Below are 18,444 nucleotides of genomic sequence, written 5' to 3'. Positions count from 1 at the left end.
ACCCGCGCGCCGGAGCTCTATCTCGCGGCCCCAGCGCTCGAGTGGCGAGGGGGCCGCCCCCGCAAGGCCTCAGTTCGCGGGAGCGAGCACGCCGAAGTCCACCGGCGTGAGCCCAAGCCGCGACAGGGCCTCCTTCGCCTTGGGGTCCACGAACGTGGCCAGCTCCACCTCGCGCTGCGCGGCGTAGCTGCTCTTCACCTTCTCGGGGCGGTAGCCCGGGTGGCACATCAGCTCGATGACGCCCTCGGAGGGCAGCGCCACCAGCTCCGCCTCCAGCCGCTCCAGCGTCCAGTACGGGTCATCGCTCGTGTCCCCGACGAAGTGCGTGTTCGTGGGCACGCCCAGCTTCTTCAGCGCGTGGCGCATGATGGAGTCGAGCGCGCGCACCGGCACCTTCGCGTCCCTGGCGGCCTTGGCCACGCCCTCCAGCACATTGGCGTGCAGGTGCAGGTGCCGGTGCACGTCGATGTGCTTCGGCGCGCGTCCGGTGAGCTGGGTGAAGCGCTCCAACTGGGCGCGGGTCTCCGCCTCCACCACCTCCGCGGACAGCCCGGCGGCGCGGCCCTCGGTGAACTGCCCCTGGGCGCCCAGCGACTCGCGGGGGAACTCGCTCCACACGGGCTGGCCCCGGGCCAGGTCCAGGTGCAGCCCCAGTGACAGGCCCCCCGACTCCTGGGCCGCGGCCTCGGAGTAGGGCGTGTTCACCATGAGGGAGGCCGAGGAGACGACCCCCTCTCGCATGGCCTTGAGGATGCCTCGGGTGATGGCGGGGTCGTGCCCCAGGTCGTCGGCGTTGATGACGAGCGTGCGTGTGCTCACGAAGAAGTCTCCTGTGCGTCAGGGGCGCGGCCGGCCCTGGAAGAAGCGCCAGGCCTCGAGCGAGGCGTCCAGGTCGCGTGTGGGGTTGCCCGAGCTGACGGGGCTGCCGGGCCACGTGTGGTTTCCACCCTGCACGGTGCACAGCGACGCGGTGGCGCTCTCCGGAGCACATCCGGTGAACGCCACGCAGGTGCTGTTGCCCCGCTGATACGTCTGCTGCTCCGGCCCACCGCAGCCGTTGCGCTCCGCCTGGCCGCGCACCGAGTCCCGCGCGGAGGGGTAGGGGCGACCGAAGGGGATGTTGCTGCCCCCCTCGTAGAGGATGACGGTGTCCTCCGTGCCGTGGATGTGCAGCACCGGCACGGGCCGGGACGGCGCGCACCCGCTCGAGGGCGCCATGCCGGACACGGGGGCGACGGCGGCGAAGCGTCCCGCGCGCTCACAGGCCAGCCGGTACGAGAAGAAGCCCCCGTTGGAGAAACCCGTGGCGAACGTGCGCCGGGGGTCCACGCACACGTGCGTGTCCAGGTCCGCCATCATCGCGTCCACGAAGCCCACGTCGTCCACCTGGGATAGCTGGGACGAGCCGCAGCACGCGCCCCCGTTCCAACCCCGGGTGTTGTCCTGCGGCGGAGGCGGCGGGCCGCCGTTGAGCTCCTGGGCGCTGAGCCCGCGCGGGTACACGACGAGGAAGCCCTCGGTGTCGGCGAGCGTGGACAGCCCCGTCTGCCGCTCCAGCTGCTCCGGGTGGGAGCCATAGCCGTGGAAGGCGACCACGGTGGGCGTGGGGCGGGTGGCGTCGTAACCCGGGGGCACGTGCACCCGATAGGCGCGCTCCCGTCCGTCGTGGGTCACTGTCCAGTCGTGGGTACCGGGGCCCGCGGACAGTCCCTGGCAGGCTGCGCGGTCCGGCACCTGGGGCTCCGGCATGGGCGTGCCCGCGTCCGGCGGCGCCTGGGGCTCCGGCAAGGTGTCGGGGGACGAGGAACAGCCGGGAGCCGTCAGGAAGAGCAGTGCCAGGAAGGGGCCGCGGTGCATGGAGGGGAAGCTAATTCCCCGCCTGGCACTCCGCCGCGAGCCGCGTCGCGCGGTCGGGGAATCGTTCCTCCAGCGTACGCTTCACCTCGGCCACCGCCACCGCGTTGCCACCGTGAGCGTGGAGCTGACAACGTGCGGCCAGGGCCCGAGGGTCCTCCGGCGCCAGCTTGTCCGCCTCCCGATAGGCGCGCTCGGCCCCCGCGCTGTCGCCCTGTCGGAAGAGGACGGCCCCCAGGTAGTAGTGCGCCACGGCCAGCCGGCCGTCCTTGCGCAGCGCGCGCCTGAGCAGCGCCGCGGCCTCGTCCACGCGCTCCTGCCGGAAGCGCACGAAGCCCAGCTCCGCCAGGCTGACCGCGTCGTCCCGCTCGCGGGTCCAGGCCGACAGCACCGAGGCCGCCTCGTCCAGCCGTCCGCTCTGCGACAGCATCCGCCCGAAGCGGGGCGCCACCTTCGGCGAGCCCGGCTTCAGCACGTACGCCTTCGCCAGCGCCGCCACCGCGCCCGGCAGGTCGCCCTGTCGCTCGCGCAGGTCCGCCAGCATCAGCGCGGGGCGCAAATCCTTGGGCGCCAGCGCGAGCGCCTCATCCAACGCGCGCTCGGCCCGCTTGCCGCGGTTGAGCTCCGTCGCCGCGCGGGCCGCGAGCAGGTGCGCCTCCAGCTCCTTGGGGAAGCGCGTGGTGAAGGACTCCGCCAGCTCGGCCACCTCGGGGAAGGCCCCCGCGTCGACGAGCAGCGCGCCCGCCTGGGCCAGCTCCTCTGCCGTGGCGCGCACGTCGGTGCCCAGCCCGGAGAGCAGCGCCTTCTTCTCGGCCGCCGTGTCCGCGGCCGTCGCCTTCGCCAGCCGCTCCTGGGGCGCCGCCTCTGCGCGCTTCAGGTACCAGACACCTCCGCCCCCGAGCGCCGCCAGCCCGAGCGCCCCGGCCAGGATGGCCGCCACGCGCGAGCCCCCACGGCGCGAGGGTCCGCCCTCGCCGATGCCGGAAGGCGTGCCGCGCGTGGGCGGCGTCGAGTCCGTCGGAGAGGGGACGCGCGCGGGCTTCACGACCTGCGGAGCGACGGGCTCGACGGTCGCCGTGCGCGCGGGCTCGGGGAAGGTCTCGTCGTGGACCGTGGCGCCCACGTCCGGCAGCACGGGCCAGCCGGTGGGCACCGTCATGGCGGCGTGGGGGGCCACGTGGGGCTCGTAGCGGCGCGGGCCCGGAGGCGTGCCTCCGTGGGACGGGTCCGCCATGCGCGCGCGTCGGAGGGCCTGGCGCTTGGGGTCCTTCTCCGGCGGGAAGAGGGTGTCGACGTAGGCGGCGACCTCCTCCGCGGAGGCGACCTCGGCGGGGCCGCCGATGGCCTCGATGGCGTCGATGAAGGACTCGAGGCTGTCGAACCGCGCGGCCGGGTCCCTCTGGAGCGCGGTGAGGCACACCAGCTCCAGCGCGCCGGGGACGGACGGGTCGAAGCCGGTGGGCGGACGGACGCGGCCCTCGGCGATGCGGCCCAGGACCTCCTCGGCCGTCATGCCGGTGAAGGGCCTGCGGCCACACAGCTGCTCGTACAACATGACGCCCGCGGCGAAGAGGTCCGCGCGGTGGTCCACGGGCTTGCCGGAAATCATCTCCGGCGACATGTAGAAGAACTTGCCCTTGAGCACGCCGGGCTCGGTGCCCGCGCCGAGCGCGTCCGCCTTGGCGATGCCGAAGTCGATGACCTTCACCGCGCCGTTGACGCCGACGTGGATGTTGTCCGGCGTGAAGTCGCGGTGGACGATGCGCAGGGGCCGGCCCGCCTCGTCCACGGCCCGGTGCGCGGCGTCCAGGCCGCGGCAGGCCTCCACGAGCACGCGCAGGGTGATGCCCAGGGGGACGCGCTGGCCGCGCTCGGCGGCCTCCTGGCGCAGCTCCGCGAACGAGCGTCCCTCGAGCAGCTCCATCGCGATGAAGGGCTCGGTGCCCTCCATGCCCAATTCGAGGATGGCGACGACGTTGGGGTGGCGCACCTGCGCGGTGATGCGCGCCTCGTTGAGGAACATCTGCACCACGCGCCGGTCCGAGGCGAGGTGGGGCATCAGCCGCTTCACCGCGACGGCGGGCCCGCGCTGCCCGTCATCCTCGAAGCGCCGCCCCAGGTAGACCTCCGCCATGCCGCCCGTCGCGATGCGCGCGGACAGACGGTAGCGACCGACCCAATAGGTGTTCGGACCCGACTCCAAGATGGCGCCAGTCTATGTGGAGAGCCTGTCTTCGTGCCCCCTCAGAAGTTCGAGGGGGCATGCCCGCTCGGTCTCGTCCGGGCCCGCTCGCCCGGCGCTCCCGTCCTCACGGCCTGCGTGGGAGCACGGGGTTTCCACGTGGCGAGGGCCGCGCGGGACACGTCCTCTCCACGACGTTCGTGCGCGTCGGCACGGTGTCCGTCGGAGACCTGGGCTCGGGCCTCGTGGGCGCCTGGGCGGCGATCTGCCGACACGTGCCAGTCCAGGGCCCCGCCTCGTCGCATGGGAGCGCTCGTTCTTCCGGGCGAGGCTGGCCCGCAGGGCCTGGGCGGAGCTCGCTGTCGGAGGAGGCGCTCCGCGGGGGCCCACCTCGTCGGAGAGGCATGCCCCGCCGAGAAGCGCTCATCACTTGGGGGCTCGCCACCGGAGCGCCGATGGGTGGGTGAGGCTCGAACGAGGTGGGCGATGCGACGCTCGACAGGGGCCCCGTCTCGTCAGGACGAAGCTCGACCAAGCCTGGAGGGCGCGATGCCCGGCGGCGCGAACCATGTGCCCTGGTGTGTTCGTGCGATGCGCCTTCATCTCCGCTCCCACCTCGAGGTGTGCGCCGGGGTGTGACGGACCCCGAGATCAATGAGGGCCACCACGTCCGACGTCGCGGGTGGTGCGGTGTGCCTTACGCGGGGTGTGGGCGCCCCATCTGCTCGCTCGCGCGATGAGGGAGTGAGAGTGCTAACGTCCGGGCCCGCTGCCGCGCTTCGTTCTTCGTTCGGAGGGATGTTGGGAACCGTCCTCAAGGGTGGTTACGTCGTCGAGTTGGAGCCCGCGGTGGTGGAGCGCGTGGACCTGCGCATCGAGGGCGAGCGCATCGTCGCGCGAGGGCCGGACCTGGCGTCCCAGCCGGACGACGAGGTGGTGGCCCTCTCCGGCAAGCTCGTCTTCCCGGGCCTGGTGAGCGCGCACCACCGGCTGCACGCCGTGCTCGGACGGGGCATGCCGCGCAAGGCGATGGAGACGTACCAGGACAGCCTGGAGAAGGTGCTCTGGCCCTACGAGGACGCGCTGGACCTGGACGCCGTCCAGGTCGCCGCCTGCGCGGGCGGCCTGGAGGCGCTCCAGTGCGGCACCACCACGGTGGTCAACCTCCACTCCTCCCCGAGCGCGGTCTCCGGCTCGCTGGTGCGCCTGGCGCGCGGACTCCACGAGGTCGGTGTGCGCGGCGTGCTGGCCTACGCCGTGTCGGACCGCAACGGCGCGGTGGGCCGCGAGGAGGGCCTGGAGGAGACGGTGGGCTTCGCGCAGAAGGCGCAGGGTCGCTTCCGCGGACAGGTGGGCGCGGGCCCCTGCTTCACGCTGGGCCCCGACGCGCTCCAGGGACTGACCGAGGCTGTGAAGACCGCCAACACCGGCCTGCACCTCCCCCTGGCCGAGGACCCGCTCGACGAGCGACTGTCCAACGAGCGACACGGTGACTCGCCGGTGCCCCGGCTCCTGGCCGCGGGGCTGTTGTCGCCGCGCAGCCAGCTGGCGCACGTGGGGCACCTGGCGTGGGCGGACCTGGCGCAGGTGATTGCGACGGGCGCGTGGATGGTGCACACGCCGCGCGCCAACCAGGGCCTGGAGGTGGGCTACGCGCCGGCGCTGAAGTTCGGCGCGCGCGCCACGCTGGGCGCGGATGGCGTGTCCGCGGACCTCTTCGCGGAGGCCCAGGCGGCGTACCTGCGCTCGCGCGAGGCGGGGCAGGTCATCGACGTGCTGCGCTACCTGGCCAACGGCCACCGGCTGGCGTCCGCGCACTTCGGCGTGCCCATGGGCTCCATGCGCGAGGGCGCGCTCGCGGACCTGCTGGTGCTCGACTACCTGCCCGCCACGCCGCTGACGGCGGAGAACCTGGCGTGGCACGTGGTGTTCGGCCTGGGCAGCCGCCACGTGGAGGCGGTGATGGTGGACGGGGTGTGGCGCATGTGGGCGCGCCGGCCCTTGTCGGTGAACCCCTCGGTGGTGGCGGAGCAGGCGCGCGAGGCCGCGGCGGCGGTGTGGGCCCGGATGGGTGAGACGACGTAGGCCCTCGGGGTCGCTTGCCCGGGAGTGACGGGTCCGCTCTTATCCGAGGCATGCTCGCTCCCGTACTGCTCGCAGGACTGCTCAGCGCCGCCATCCCCGCCGTGGGGGACACCGCCCCGGACTTCACGGTGAAGGACACCGACGGCAAGGTCTACATCCTGTCGGAGATGGTGAAGCAGGGCCCCGTCATCGTCGCCTTCTTCCCCAAGGCCTTCACGGGCGGGTGCACCAAGCAGCTCAAGGCCTTCACCGCCCGGCACGCCGAAATCGAGAAGCTGCAGGGGCGCGTGCTCGCCTTCAGCACGGACGACGCGGAGACGCTCAAGCGCTTCAAGGCGGAGCTCGCGGCGCCGTTCCCCTTCATCCCCGACCCGGAGGGCAAGGTCGTCGAGTCCTACGACGTGAAGATGCCCCTGGTGACGGTGTCCAAGCGCTACACCTTCGTCGTGGGCGAGGGGCGCAAGGTGCTCAAGGTGGACGCGGGCGGCGACGCCATCGACCCGTCGGGCGCCATCACCTCCTGCTCCCAGGCCCAGCCCGCCGCGAAGGAGCCCGCTCCCGCCACGCCGGCGCCCGAGGCGAAGCCCAGGCCGTAGCGCCCGCGCTTCAGCGTCCGGAGCGCGGCGGCAGCTCGCGGTTGTCGAACATCTGCGCGGGCGAGTCGTCCACGAAGGTGTCCTCGAACCGCCCCTGCGTGTACTCGCGGATGACCTTGCGCCAGAAGGACGTGGCCGCGTGGTTGGCGGGCAGCTGGGACACCTCCCACAGCCCGCGGAAGCGCTCGAACACGGCGACGGCGGCGCGCCGGCCCAGGCCGTAGCCCCGCTCGCCGCGCAGGATGAAGAACTCGCTCATCCGGAAGTCGCGCCCCGGCGTCATGTACGGGAAGGGCGCCTGGGCCACGAATGCGAAGCCCACCGTGCGGCCCTCCCAGCGCAGGAGCAGCGGGTGGACCTCCGACGACGGCGCCAGCCACGTCGGCAGGTAGTTGGGTGCCCAGTGGCCCTGCTCGTCCAGGCGGTAGCCGACCCCGAACTCGCTCAAGTCGTGCAGATAGAGCGGGTACAGGTTGCGCAGCAGCGGATGCTCGGCTGGGGTCGCGCGGCGTAGCTCCAAGGACGCCTCCGGGAGGGGCGCAGCATGTCCCATCCCCCGCGTGGCGACCACCCTCGCCACGCGGGCTCTTTCGTGGGGTGACACTGACCCCCGGCTCGGGGTCAGCGTCAGTGCGTGACTTCGGACGCGCCGACGGGCGCGTCACCGCGCGCGTGGTGCCGGGCGTGCTGGGCGAAGAGGAAGCGACGCACCGCCGCGCGGGTGAGCAGCCCCCGGGTGGCGATGCCCGTGGGCGCCGCGACGGGCAGCGCGTCCACGTCCTCCTGGTCCATCAGCTGCAGCGCTTGCGCCAGGTCCGTCTCCGGCGTGAGCACCGGCAGCTTGCGCGACAAGTCACTGGCCACCAGCAGCGGGTAGACGGACTCGTCGCGCCACACCTCGCGCAGCTGCTCCACCTGGACGATGCCGTACACCTCGCCCGCCGTGTCCAACACCGGCAGCGCGCCCGTCTCGGACGTGAGCAGCAGGTCCGCCAGCGGACGCACCGGCAGCCCCGCGGGCACGGGGGCCACGTGCTCCATCAGCGTCTGCACGTGGGTGCTCTCCAAGAGGTCCGCGTCGCTCAGGACCTTCGCCGCCTTGCGCTCGATGAGGTAGTGGCACAGCGCGGAGGCGATGGTGCACGTCACCATCAGCGGGAGGATGATGTCGTGGTTCCCGCTCAGCTCGTACAGCATCATCATCCCGGTGAGCGGGCCGCGGTTGAGCGCCGCCACCGCGCCGCCCATGCCCACCAGCGCGTACGCCCCGCTGGGGCCGGTGCTGGCCGGGAAGAAGTAGTGCACCAGCGTGCCGAAGGCCCCGCCCGCCATGGCGCCGATGACGGCCGCCGGGAAGAAGGTGCCGCCCGAGCCGCCCGAGCCGATGGTGACCGCGGTGGCCACGAGCTTGAGCAGGCACGCCGTCACGAGGAAGAAGAAGGGCAGCTTCCCCACCGCCGCCAGGTTGATGTAGTCGTGCCCGCTGCCCCACACCGTGGGGCTGATGAACGCGAGCACGCCCGCGCACAGCCCGCCCAGGCCCGCGCGGAACGGCAGCGACTTGCTGCCCAGCCACGGCGACAGGGTGCCCGGCATCCGTCCATGGAAGAAGTGCTCCACCCCGTGCAGGAGCCGCACGAAGGCGAAGGCCAACAGGCCACAGCCGATGCCCAGCGCCGCGTACGCCAGCACCTCCGAGCCGCTCACCAGCTCGTACGGCACCTGCCGCAGCATGGGCGCCTCGCCCAGCACGCCCTGGCTCACCAGGGTGCCCGCCACGCTGGCCAGGATGATGGGCGAGAAGACGCGCAGCTCGAACTCGCGGAGGATGATCTCCATCGCGAACACCGCGCCGGCGATGGGCGCGTTGAAGGACGCGGAGATGCCCGCGCCCGCGCCGCAGGCCAGCAGGATGGACAGCTCCCGCCGGCTGAAGCCCAGGACGCGCCCCACGCTGGAGGCGAACGCCGCGCCGCCGTACACGATGGGCCCCTCGCGTCCGGCCGAGCCACCCGAGCCGATGGTGATGGCGGACGCCACCAGCTTCAAGAGGCCCCGGTCCGCCGGCACCACGTTGGCGCCGCTCTTCACCGCGCGCACCACCTCCGGCACGCCGTGGCCATGTGTCTCCGGCCTGTCGCGCAGCAGCCGTCCCACCGCCATGCCGCCCAGCGTGGGCGCCAGCAGCATCAGCCACCAGGGCAGGTGCGGAATCGCGTCCGCCAGCGAGTGCGAGTGGCCGAAGACGCTGTTGAGCGCGGCCAGCGCCACCAGCGGGTAGTAGAGCGACAGCGCGCCCAACGTCAGCAGGGCGAGCAGCCGCAGCCGTCGCTTCACCTCGTCGCGAGGGCCCCCCGGCTCGATGACCCGCGCGAGCAGCAGCCCGCCCAGCGCCAGCGGCGCTCCGACGATGGCGTACTCCGGATGCCACCGCGCGGAGGCGAACGCCTCCCACAGCGTCAAGAGCTGGCTGCGGCGCAGCGTGTGCGCCAGCTCGGCCGTGCCGAACGTCAGGCCCGTCACCAGGCCGATGAGGTTGGCGAAGATTCCAGCGGCCAGTCCGCTGTAGAGGCCCACCACCGCGCCCGCCACCGGCAGCACCGAGGGGCCGGGCAGGCGCAGGCGGTTGGAGGCCTGCAAGGTCGCGTGTATCAGACGGCTCAGGTGTGCTCGCGCCCGCGCCCACAACGCGCGCTGGGAGGACGTCCCGGGCGGAGGTTCATCGGCATTCATTGGTCCTCCCACTAACCCATCGCGAACGCGGATGCTTCAACGTTCGTGAAGGGCCTGTCGGAACCTGGGCACGGCTCCGAGCGAGGGAGGAGCAGGCGGCCTAGGGCGCGTGGCTGCGGGTGGGCAGCAGGGCGCGCAGCAACAGGGTGATGCCCCCGAGCGCCAGCCAGGGGACCACGTGCCCGGCGAGCAGGTGAGGCGTCGTCCCGTCGGCGCAGTGCAGGTGGAGCACCAGCAGGCTGACCCCTCCGGCCGACAGTCCGGCGGCGAGCGCGCGCACCGGGTGGTACGCGGAGCGACACAGCAGCACCAGCGTGAAGGCGAGCGGCACGGCGGTCACCGCCAGCTCGGTACCCGCGCAGCCGAGGATGCCCGCCATGAGCGGAGCCGTCCGCACCCCGGAGCCCGACAGCACCACGGTGGCGCCCACCGAGAGCATCACCGCGATGACGCCACCCCAGGGCACCGTCCTGCGATGAGGCGCCAGGGCGACATAGGCCCCGGAGGACAGGAGCGCGGTGAGCAGCAGCCCCACGCCCACGATGACGGGCACGTCGGCCCGGTTCGCCACCCAGGCCCCGTGGGCCAGCACGGCCAACGCCGTCATCGCGATGGCGCCGTGCACCCCCAGGAGCAGCAGCAGCTCGTGCCACCAGGGCCGGGCCCGGGGCCGCCGGGCCAGCGCCTCGTACGCGAAGCTGTGGGCCGCATCCAGGGACGCGCCCTCGCTCGCGAGCCGCTCGGTGGACGGCGCCAGCACCTCTCGCGCGAGGGGGTGGGAAAGCTTGCCAGGCGCCCCCATCAGGTCGAAGCCCCCCGTCATCGCCCGGCAGTCCGCGCAGGTCGCCACGTGGGACTCCAGCTCCGGGGGCAGCATCTCGCCCAGGCGGTCCATCACCCGAGAACACTCCGGCGTCATTCCATCGTCTCCGTGCGCAGGGCCGTGAGCAGCTCGCGCAGCCGCGCATAGCCCCGGTGGGCCCGCACCTTCACCGCGCTCTCGGTGAGGCCCAGGGTGTCGGCGATTTCGGCGAAGCCCATCCCCTCGAAGCGGTGCAGCAGGATGGGGATGCGCTGTCCTTCGGGGAGCTGGTCCAGCGCCTGCCGCACGGCCCGCTCCAGGCCCACGTCGCGCGGGCCGGTGCGCTCGTCGGCGACCACGGGCAGCTCGCCCTCGGGCGTCAGCTCCTCGGGCCGGCGTCCCCGGCGCTGGAAGTCCCGCGCGGCGTTGGTGGCGATGGCGTACAGCCACGGCTTGAAGCGCGAGCCCGGCTGGAAGCGCCCTCGCGAGCGCACCAGGGACATGAAGGTGTGCTGCACCAGGTCCTCGGCCGTGGCCTCGCTGCCCGTCAGGCGGGTGAGGTAGCCGCGCACCGGCCCCGCGTGGCGCTGGAAGAGCGCGTCGAACGCCGGGGGATGTCCCTCGCAGAACCGCGCCATCAGCACCTCGTCGGGATCGGCGGCGACACAGGCGCGCACCGGGTCCTCTCCGGTACGCGCGGGCGCTGAGGCGGGTTTCATCGGCGGAGGCGGAGGCGGAGCCACGGACCGGCGCACTCTATCCCGTCGCGGTGGACCCGCGAGGAACGCGCGCCGCCCGACGTCCTCACGGCTTGAGCAGCGGCTCGGGTGTGGGTGCGGAGGAGGGCAGGTGGTCCGCGGCGGCGGCCAGCGCCTCGCGCACCTTGCCCTCGGCGGCCGCCCTCGCGGCGATGAGCTGCGCCTCGGCGGCCGTCTTCGCGGCGACCAGCTGCGCCTCCGCGGCGGACTTCGCGGCGACCAGCTGCGCGCGAGCCCCACCCGCGCCGAAGAAGCTGGTGGGCGCGGCCAGCTCGGCGCGCTCCTCGGCCGTGTACTTGAGGTACGAGTACTTCGTCGCCTCCGACGGCAGCCGCAGGCCCTCCACCACCTTGAACCAGGAGAGCACCTTCAGCGAGTAGTAGCTGAGGTCCACCTCCCACCAGAACCAGCCCTGGTTGGCCGTGTTCTGGTGGTAGTGGTGGTTGTTGTGCCAGCCCTCGCCCAGGGTGACGAGCGCGAGCAGCCAGTTGTTCCGGCTGGTGTCCGTCGTCTTGTACCGGCGCTTGCCGAAGATGTGGCTCAGGGAGTTGATGGTGAACGTCCCGTGCCACAAGAGGGTGGTGCTCACGAAGTAGCCCCACACCAGCATGGAGAACCCGCCGATGAAGTAGAGCGCCACGGCCAGGGCCACCGACGGCACCAGGTGGAAGCGGTTGAGCCACACCAGCTCCGGGAAGCGCGCGAAGTCCTTGATGCCCTCCATGCGCGTCTTGCCGTACTTGTCGCAGAGAATCCAACCCACGTGGCTGAACCAGAAGCCCTTCTGCACGGGCGAGTGGATGTCCTCCCCCTGGTCCGAGTACCGGTGGTGGTGGCGGTGGTTGGCCGCCCACCAGAGGACACCCTTCTGCGTGGACGTGCTGCCCACCAGCGCCAGGATGAACTGGAAGACACGCCCCGTCTTGAAGGCCCGGTGGGAGAAGTAGCGGTGGTAGCCCGCGGTGATTCCCCACATGCGGACGATGTACAGCCCCACACACACCGCCAGGTCTACCGGCTTCGCCCCCACGACGAAGGCGAACAGGCACATGACGTGGACGCCGAAGAACGGGATGGACGACAGCCAGTTCAGTCGCTCGTCGTCCACGGGAGCCGCGGCAGGAGAGGATGTCTGCAAGGGAGCCTCGTGAGCGGAAGGAAGGCGCGGACCCGAAGGTGCGCAGCCTCATCCCGCATCAACACCCCCTCCTGTCATGCCTCTGTCAGGAGGCGACGGATTGCTTCAGCTCCGTCAACCACTCCTCGAAAGCGGGCTGGCCGTGCAGCGCCGTCAGGTCCGAATCGGACGCCGCATACGCCGCGTCCCGGAAGCCCAGCTCGCTGGCGCGCCGCAGCATCCTCATCGCGTCCGTGACGTTGCGCGCCCGGGCATGGGCGCACGCGGCGTCGTACGCGATGCTCGCGCTCGGCGCGTGCTCCAGCGCCGCCTCGCCCACCGCCGCGGCCTCCGAGTACGCGCCCCGGATGAACAGCACGCGCTCGGCGCAGGAGTACGCCGCCGCGGGCTCCACGCCCGGCAGCTTGAGGGCCTCCGGCGCGCGGCCCAGGCGGATCAACGTCCCGGCGTACTCGTGCATCACCGTGCGGTCCGACGACGTCTGCCAGGCCTGCTTCCACCAGTCCAGGGCGCGGGCGTCATCCCCCACCAGGGAGAAGGACGCCGCCACCGCGTGCGGCTCCACTTGCAGCCCCTGCACCTGGGAGAAGTGGTCCAGCGCCTGCCGCCCCTGGCCCTCCTTCAGCGCCACCCAGCCGAGCAGGTGGTGGGCATGGCTCGCCAGCTCCGGCGTCAGCGCGTCGCCACCCTCCAGCACCTGCGCCCCCAGCCGCCGCGCGTCGTCCATCCGCCCCGCGTCCAGGGCGAACTTGCCCTCGCGCAACTTCTGCGCGAGCGGGTTCTCCAGCGCGCCGCTGCTCAGCGTGCCCGAGGAGCCGGAGCCCAGCGCCTCGGTCAGCATCCGGAACGCCTGGTAGCCGTACATGGCGAAGAAGATGCCGGCGAAGAGCCAGCCGGTGCTCAGGCTGTAGCCCACCACCGCCACGCACACGAGCAGGGCCAGCCCCTGGGACACCACCATGCCCCGGCGCGGCCCGAAGATGCGCGTGGACAGGGTGTTCACCAGCCGCCCGCCGTCCAGCGGCAGCACGGGCAGCATGTTGAAGATGGCCCAGATGAAGTTGGCCCCCGCGAAGGTGCGCAGGAAGAAGTCCAGCGCGGGTGAGCCCCCGCTCAGGAACAGGTACCCCACCAGGCACACCACGCCGAGCATCAGCCCGAACAGCGGGCCCGCCACGGTGATGACCACGTCCCGCTTCCAAGGAAGGGGGCCGGGGGTGTCGGTGGGCAGGGTGTGGCCGCCCAACCAGACGAGCGCGATGCTCGGCCGATAGCCGAAGAGGCGGCTGGCCAGGGCGTGCCCCAGCTCGTGGACCAGCACGGACACGAAGACGATGAGCATCCAGGAGAGGACGAACACCCCCATCGCGCTGGCCTGCCCCAGCGCGGGAGCCCCCGCGACCTGGGCGAAGGGCCAGCCGTTCTGGGCCGCTCTCATCGACGTGTACGCGATGATGGCGGAGACCAGCAGATGGCTGGGATGGACCTCGACGGGAATGCTCCCGAGACGAAAGCGGAACATGGAGACGGACCTTAACCGTTGAAGGGCGGTTGCGCAGTCCGGAGCGCACATCCCGCGACCGGTTCTTTCGATTCCGCTAGGTTCCTCAGGCCCCATGCTGCGACTCGGCCCCTTCACGCTCGCGAACCCCTACGTCCTCGCCCCCATGGCCGGCGTGTCCGAGATGCCCTACCGGGTGCTCGCCTTCCGCATGGGCGCCGCCCTGTGCCCCACCGAGCTCGTCAGCTCCCAGGGCCTGATGCGGGCCAACCAGCGCACCTTGATGTACCTGCGCTTCGACGCCCAGGTGGAGAAGCCCTACTCGCTCCAGCTCTATGGAGGAGACCCGGAGGCCATGGGGCTCGCCGCCAGCGTCGGCAGGTCCCACGGCGCCCAGCTGCTCGACATCAACATGGGCTGCCCCGTGAAGAAGGTGACCAGGAACGGCGCGGGCAGCGCGCTGCTCTCCGACCCGCCCCGCGCCGCCGCCATCGTCCGCGCCATGCGCGAGGCCTCGGGCCTGCCCGTCACCTGCAAGATTCGCTCGGGCTGGGACGCCCGCTCCCGCAACTACCTCCAGATGGCGGAGGCCCTCCAGGAGGCGGGCTGCGCGGGGCTGGCCATCCATCCTCGCACCCGCGAGCAGGGCTACTCGGGCAGCGCCGACTGGAGCGTCATCGCCGACGTGAAGCGCCACTTCCCCGAGCTGCCCCTGTTCGGCAACGGCGACGTGAAGAGCTGCGAGGACGCGCGCCGGATGCTGGAGACCACCGGGTGCGACTTCGTGATGATTGGCCGCGCGGCCCTGGGCAACCCTTGGATTTTTCGCGAGCTGAATGGAGGCGAGCCGCCCACCCCCGAGGAGCGCTGCGCGCTGGTGCTGGAGCACTTCCACGCGCACCTGGCCTTCGTGGGGGACCCGCTCGGCGCGGTGCGCTCGTTCCGCCGGCACCTGGGCTGGTACGCCCATGGCCTGGTGGGCGCGGCGGTCTTCCGGGCCCGGGTGAACACCCTGGACGCACCGGAGGCCGTCGCCGACGCGGTGCGCGCCTTCTTCGCCACCGCGGACCGCGCCTCGAACTCGGGCGCGGCCTCCGAGGAGGAGCAGGACGTCGACTACCGGGCCGCGCTCGGCTGAGCGGCCCGGAACTTCTTACAGCGGGGCCACGAGCTTCCGCCCGGTGGCCACCCGCCGGAAGTAGTCGCACGCGGGCGTGGGCCTGCGCTCCAGCGTGTCGAAGTCGACGTGGTAGAGGCCGAAGCGCGGGCCCCAGCCCTCCAGCCACTCGAAGTTGTCGAGCAGGCTCCAATAGAGGTAGCCCTGCACGTCCACGCCCTCGGCCCGCGCGGCGAGCACCTGTCCCAGGTGGGTGTGCAGGTACTGGGGCCTGCGCGTCCCGCTCCGGTCGTCGATGCCGTTCTCCGTAATCCACACCGGCTTGCCGTAGCGCTTCACGTCGCGCAGCGTCTGGAGGAAGCCCTCGGGCCAGTCCTCCCAGCCGATGTCCGTCAGGCCCCGCCCCTGGGTGTCGCGGTACTTGAACTCGATGAACGGCGGCCGGGGCACGAAGCGCAGGTGCGCGCGGCTGTAGTAGTTCACCCCCACGAACTCCGCCGAGTCGCGCGCCTCCGGGATGTCCACGCGGGTGGTGGCCACCCCCGGCATGTTCACCCGCAGCTTCCCGGTGGACAGCGCCTCATGGAAGGCGTGGTTGTAGGCCTGGCCCCCCAGCCGCACCAGCGCGCGGTCCAGCGGGTTCCACCAGCGGTCCGGCGCGAAGGCCAGCATGTTCTGGGAGATGCCCGTCTCCACCCGGCCCAGCCTCTCGCCCACTTCCCGCCGGGCCACCACGTGCGCGCGCACCAGGTTCTCCAGCGCCTTCATGGTGAGCGCCCCGTCGGCGATTCCCGGGGGGATGGCGCCCTGCAGGTAGCCGCCCAACAGGAGCACCATGGGCTCGTTGAAGGTGATGACCCGCGCGTCCAGCCCCTCGAGCAGCGCCGCGCACCGGCGGGAATAACGGCGGAAGACCTCCACGCTCTCGGGCTGGTGCCACGGCGTCTCGCGGTGGAACCAGGTGGGGTGGGTGAAGTGGTGCAGCGTCACCACCGGCGTGAGGCCGTGGGCCTTCATCTTGAGGAGCCGCTCCCGGTACCCCTCGAGCGCCGCCTCGTCGAAGCGCCCGCGCTCGGGCTCGATTCGCGCCCACTCCAGGGAGATGCGGAACGCGGTGGCCCCCACCGCCGTCGCCAGCCGGTAGTCCTCCTCGTAGCGGTTCCAGTGGTCCACCGCCCGCCCGCAGCGCGCGTGGGGCTCCTTCAATCTTCCAGCGCGCTCCCACTCGGCCCAGTCGTTCTCGATGCCGCCCTCCACCTGGTACGCCGACGTCGCGACGCCGAAGGTGAAGTCCGCGGGGAAGGTGCGCTCGGGGGTCCTCATCGTGGCCGCGCACCGTAGACGCCGACCTCCCTCGCGAAAAGCGCCGCGTGCCGCTCGGGCCTTTGCGCGGCAGCCGACAGTGCGTCCGCGCGAGCGCGGAAGCGAAGGCCTCCGTCGCGTCCGGAGCCGGAAAATCGGCCTCGCGCGCGATTCGGCGACGCGCCTCCGAAGTGTCCGCGAACCTCCGTTCGAGGCCCTCGGCACCGCTCGATGCCGAAAAATCGGCCTCGCCGCGCGATGCAATACATCACCATGCGTTGACACACTGGTGTGTCGCCCGTACCATTCACTTCAAGCACTCACTTTCATCAGGAAGAGTGCAGGGCCCCGGTTGACTGGGGCCAAATCACATGGAGGGTTCTGATGGCCGCCAAGAAGAAGACCGCGAAGAAGACCAGCGCGAAGGCTAAGAAGACGACCACCCGCAAGACGGCTGGCAAGACCGCGACCAAGAAGGCCGCGGCCAAGAAGGGCGGCGCCCGTAAGACGGCGGCTCGCGCCAAGAAGGCCCCCGCCCGTAAGAAGGCGGCCCGGGCGAAGAAGACCAGCGCGACGGCGGCCCCGGTTACGCCGGAGTCCTGAGCAGCAGGTCGTCATTCGCGGACGTCGGTTGACGTCCGGTGAACGGCTCGGCGAAACCCGCCGGGCCGTTTTTCTTTTGTCCGGACAGGAGGTTGCCCGTGTCGCTGCGTCCCGTGGAGCTCTCACAGGTGGTGGCGGAGGTGGGCAGTCAGCTGACGGGTGCGGTGGCCCAGAAGGCCTGGTGCCCCCTGCCGAGGCTGGCCTACCTGGAGCTGCGGGTCCCCGGACGCTCCATCCTCCTGTGCCTGTGCGCGGAGGGAGACCTGGCCCGCGTCTCCGCCGCCACCTCCCGCTTCCCCACGCCGGGCGAGCCCGCCCCCTTCCAGCGCTGGCTCCGCCACGAGCTGACCGGCGCGAAGCTCACCGGCGCCCGCTTCATGGAGGCCGAACGCGTGGTGCGGCTCGACTTCGAGCGCGAGGAGGTGCGCCGTCACCTCGTGATGGAGCTGGGCTCTCCGGGGGGACTCCTCCTCTCGAGCGAGCAGAACCGGGTGCTGATGCTCTCGGGCGAGGGCTTCGGACCCCGCCGCAATCTGTACCCAGGCGCTGCGTGGACACCGCCGGAGCCCATGCCCGCCGAGGCGCTGGAGAAGGCGCTCAAGGTCGCCTCCCGCCTGGTGCCAACAGCGGGAGAGGTGCTCCCTTATTCCCACGCGGCCGAGCGGCTGCTCGGGGCCCGCGACCAGCAGAGCCGCGCCGAGTCCATCCGCCGCCGTCTCGCGCAGCCGTACCGCGCCCGCCTCAAGCGCTCCTCGCGCACCCTGGAGAAGGTGAGGGCGGAGGCCGCGCGCGGGCCGGAGGCGGAGAAGCACCGCCGGCTGGGAGAGCTGCTCGCGCAGAACCTCTTCCGCCTCAAGCGCGGCGCCACCGAGGTGACGCTCACCGAGTACACGGAGGAGGGCGCCCAGGAGGTCCGGGTGCCGCTGGACCCGAAGCGCACGCCCAAGGAGGAGGCGGACTGGCACTTCCACCAGTACCGGCGCCTCCTGCGCGGCGTGGAGCAGGCGCGCCACCGCGAGGCGGAGCTGGCGCGCGAGGTCGCCCACGCCCAGGCCGCGCTGGAGCAGGTGGAGCGCATGGACGAGGCGATGTTGTTGGCCCAGGTGGAGGTGCTGCACGTCTCCGCGGGCGGCGAGGCGACGCCGGAGGGCCGGCCCTTCAAGGAGTACGTGGGCCACGCGGGCGCGCGCATCTGGGTGGGCCGGGGCTCGGAGGACAACGACACGCTCACCTTCAAGCTCGCCCGGCCCTGGCACCTGTGGCTGCACGCGCGCGGCGTGCCGGGCAGCCACGTGGTGCTGCCCCTGGAGAAGGGACAGGAGCCCGCGCAGGAGGCGCTGCTCGACGCGGCGCACCTGGCGCTGCACCACTCGGGGGCGAAGGGCGAGCCGCGGGGCGAGGTGAGCTACGTGCCGGTGAAGTTCGTGCGCAAGGTGAAGGGCGGCGCGCACGGGCAGGTGACGTACACGCGCGAGAAGACCTTCGTGGTGCGCATGGAGCCCGAGCGGCTGGAGCGACTGCTCAAGTCCCGTCACACCGAGGTGCCCGCTCCGTGACGGATGCCGCCCCCGGAGTGTGAATCACCCGGGGACTCGGGGCGGACGCGGTTGACGGGCTGACGGAGGGCAGGCGGGCAGGGGCCTGCGGCCTTGAGTCCGGAGCCTTGGCGGGTACGATGCGCGCCGAGTGACCTCCGAGTTTTTCCGTCAGATGTCCCTGTTCCCACGCGGCCTCTCCGCGGCCAGTCGGGCCACGGCGGCGGCCGCGGAGCCG

15 protein-coding genes are annotated in these 18,444 nt (G+C 72.1%); 5 read left to right on the top strand and 10 right to left on the bottom strand.

The window, feature by feature from the left end; translation table 11 throughout:
• Nucleotides 1-69: 69 nt before the first annotated feature.
• Genes AC6JA9_RS35930 through AC6JA9_RS35920 form a run of 3 tightly spaced genes read right to left on the bottom strand, consistent with a single transcriptional unit; the run spans nucleotide 70 to nucleotide 4,057 of the window.
• Complete coding sequence (locus tag AC6JA9_RS35930) at nucleotides 70-819, bottom strand: carbohydrate deacetylase (protein WP_223747182.1); 750 nt, start codon at nucleotides 817-819, stop codon at nucleotides 70-72.
• An 18-nt stretch (nucleotides 820-837) separates the two neighbouring features.
• The gene (locus AC6JA9_RS35925; RefSeq protein ID WP_223747183.1) at nucleotides 838-1,857 is read right to left on the bottom strand and encodes an extracellular catalytic domain type 1 short-chain-length polyhydroxyalkanoate depolymerase; all 1,020 of its coding nucleotides are present in this window, start codon (nucleotides 1,855-1,857) and stop codon (nucleotides 838-840) included.
• A 10-nt stretch (nucleotides 1,858-1,867) separates the two neighbouring features.
• Nucleotides 1,868-4,057, bottom strand: coding sequence for a serine/threonine-protein kinase (locus tag AC6JA9_RS35920; RefSeq protein ID WP_267699500.1), 2,190 nt, complete (start codon nucleotides 4,055-4,057; stop codon nucleotides 1,868-1,870).
• A gap of 780 nt (nucleotides 4,058-4,837) precedes the next feature.
• Here AC6JA9_RS35920 and AC6JA9_RS35915 point away from each other — a divergent pair.
• Together AC6JA9_RS35915 and AC6JA9_RS35910 are read left to right on the top strand one after the other, a co-directional pair.
• Nucleotides 4,838-6,121: an amidohydrolase family protein gene (locus AC6JA9_RS35915; protein ID WP_223782898.1), complete on the top strand. Its 1,284-nt coding sequence runs from the start codon at nucleotides 4,838-4,840 to the stop codon at nucleotides 6,119-6,121.
• 50 nt (nucleotides 6,122-6,171) lie between these two features.
• Nucleotides 6,172-6,717, top strand: coding sequence for a peroxiredoxin (locus AC6JA9_RS35910; protein ID WP_141325287.1), 546 nt, complete (start codon nucleotides 6,172-6,174; stop codon nucleotides 6,715-6,717).
• A 10-nt stretch (nucleotides 6,718-6,727) separates the two neighbouring features.
• On the opposite strand, the gene AC6JA9_RS35905 is transcribed toward AC6JA9_RS35910, so the two are convergent.
• The 6 genes from AC6JA9_RS35905 to AC6JA9_RS35880 form a co-directional block, all read right to left on the bottom strand.
• Nucleotides 6,728-7,237, bottom strand: a complete 510-nt coding sequence (locus tag AC6JA9_RS35905) for a GNAT family N-acetyltransferase (RefSeq protein ID WP_046716146.1) — start codon at nucleotides 7,235-7,237, stop codon at nucleotides 6,728-6,730.
• A gap of 107 nt (nucleotides 7,238-7,344) precedes the next feature.
• A complete protein-coding gene (locus tag AC6JA9_RS35900) occupies nucleotides 7,345-9,450 on the bottom strand; it encodes a chloride channel protein (RefSeq protein WP_497958495.1) in 2,106 nt (701 codons plus the stop codon).
• A gap of 100 nt (nucleotides 9,451-9,550) precedes the next feature.
• A complete protein-coding gene (locus AC6JA9_RS35895; RefSeq protein ID WP_223747187.1) occupies nucleotides 9,551-10,369 on the bottom strand; it encodes a DUF1109 domain-containing protein in 819 nt (272 codons plus the stop codon).
• Entirely contained in the window at nucleotides 10,366-10,890 is a 525-nt protein-coding gene (locus AC6JA9_RS35890) for an RNA polymerase sigma factor (protein ID WP_223747188.1), read from the bottom strand. The genes AC6JA9_RS35895 and AC6JA9_RS35890 overlap by 4 nt, the downstream gene beginning before the upstream one ends.
• A gap of 166 nt (nucleotides 10,891-11,056) precedes the next feature.
• Nucleotides 11,057-12,148, bottom strand: coding sequence for an acyl-CoA desaturase (locus AC6JA9_RS35885; protein ID WP_483578724.1), 1,092 nt, complete (start codon nucleotides 12,146-12,148; stop codon nucleotides 11,057-11,059).
• An 85-nt stretch (nucleotides 12,149-12,233) separates the two neighbouring features.
• Nucleotides 12,234-13,670 (bottom strand): site-2 protease family protein, encoded by a 1,437-nt coding sequence (locus tag AC6JA9_RS35880; RefSeq protein WP_223782511.1) that lies wholly within the window; start codon nucleotides 13,668-13,670, stop codon nucleotides 12,234-12,236.
• A 94-nt stretch (nucleotides 13,671-13,764) separates the two neighbouring features.
• Between AC6JA9_RS35880 and dusB the strand changes: the two genes are divergently transcribed.
• Nucleotides 13,765-14,787 carry a tRNA dihydrouridine synthase DusB gene (gene dusB / locus AC6JA9_RS35875; RefSeq protein WP_223782510.1) on the top strand — a complete coding sequence of 341 codons (1,023 nt, stop codon included), beginning with the start codon at nucleotides 13,765-13,767 and terminating at the stop codon, nucleotides 14,785-14,787.
• A 15-nt stretch (nucleotides 14,788-14,802) separates the two neighbouring features.
• Here the strand turns inward: dusB and AC6JA9_RS35870 are convergent, their stop codons facing one another.
• Nucleotides 14,803-16,089: a glycoside hydrolase family 1 protein gene (locus AC6JA9_RS35870; RefSeq protein ID WP_408889177.1), complete on the bottom strand. Its 1,287-nt coding sequence runs from the start codon at nucleotides 16,087-16,089 to the stop codon at nucleotides 14,803-14,805.
• 363 nt (nucleotides 16,090-16,452) lie between these two features.
• On the opposite strand from AC6JA9_RS35870, the gene AC6JA9_RS35865 reads away from it, so the two are divergent.
• Both AC6JA9_RS35865 and AC6JA9_RS35860 read left to right on the top strand, forming a co-directional pair.
• The gene (locus AC6JA9_RS35865; protein WP_046716140.1) at nucleotides 16,453-16,671 is read left to right on the top strand and encodes a hypothetical protein; all 219 of its coding nucleotides are present in this window, start codon (nucleotides 16,453-16,455) and stop codon (nucleotides 16,669-16,671) included.
• Nucleotides 16,672-16,769: 98 nt separating this feature from the next.
• On the top strand, nucleotides 16,770-18,227 hold the full coding sequence (locus tag AC6JA9_RS35860; RefSeq protein WP_497958494.1) for an NFACT family protein: 1,458 nt from the start codon (nucleotides 16,770-16,772) through the stop codon (nucleotides 18,225-18,227).
• The last annotated feature ends 217 nt before the right edge of the window (nucleotides 18,228-18,444 follow it).

This window comes from Myxococcus sp. MH1 (assembly GCF_059738865.1).
The sequence above is the reverse complement of the archived record's forward strand: the minus strand, read 5'-3'. Positions and strand labels throughout refer to the sequence as shown.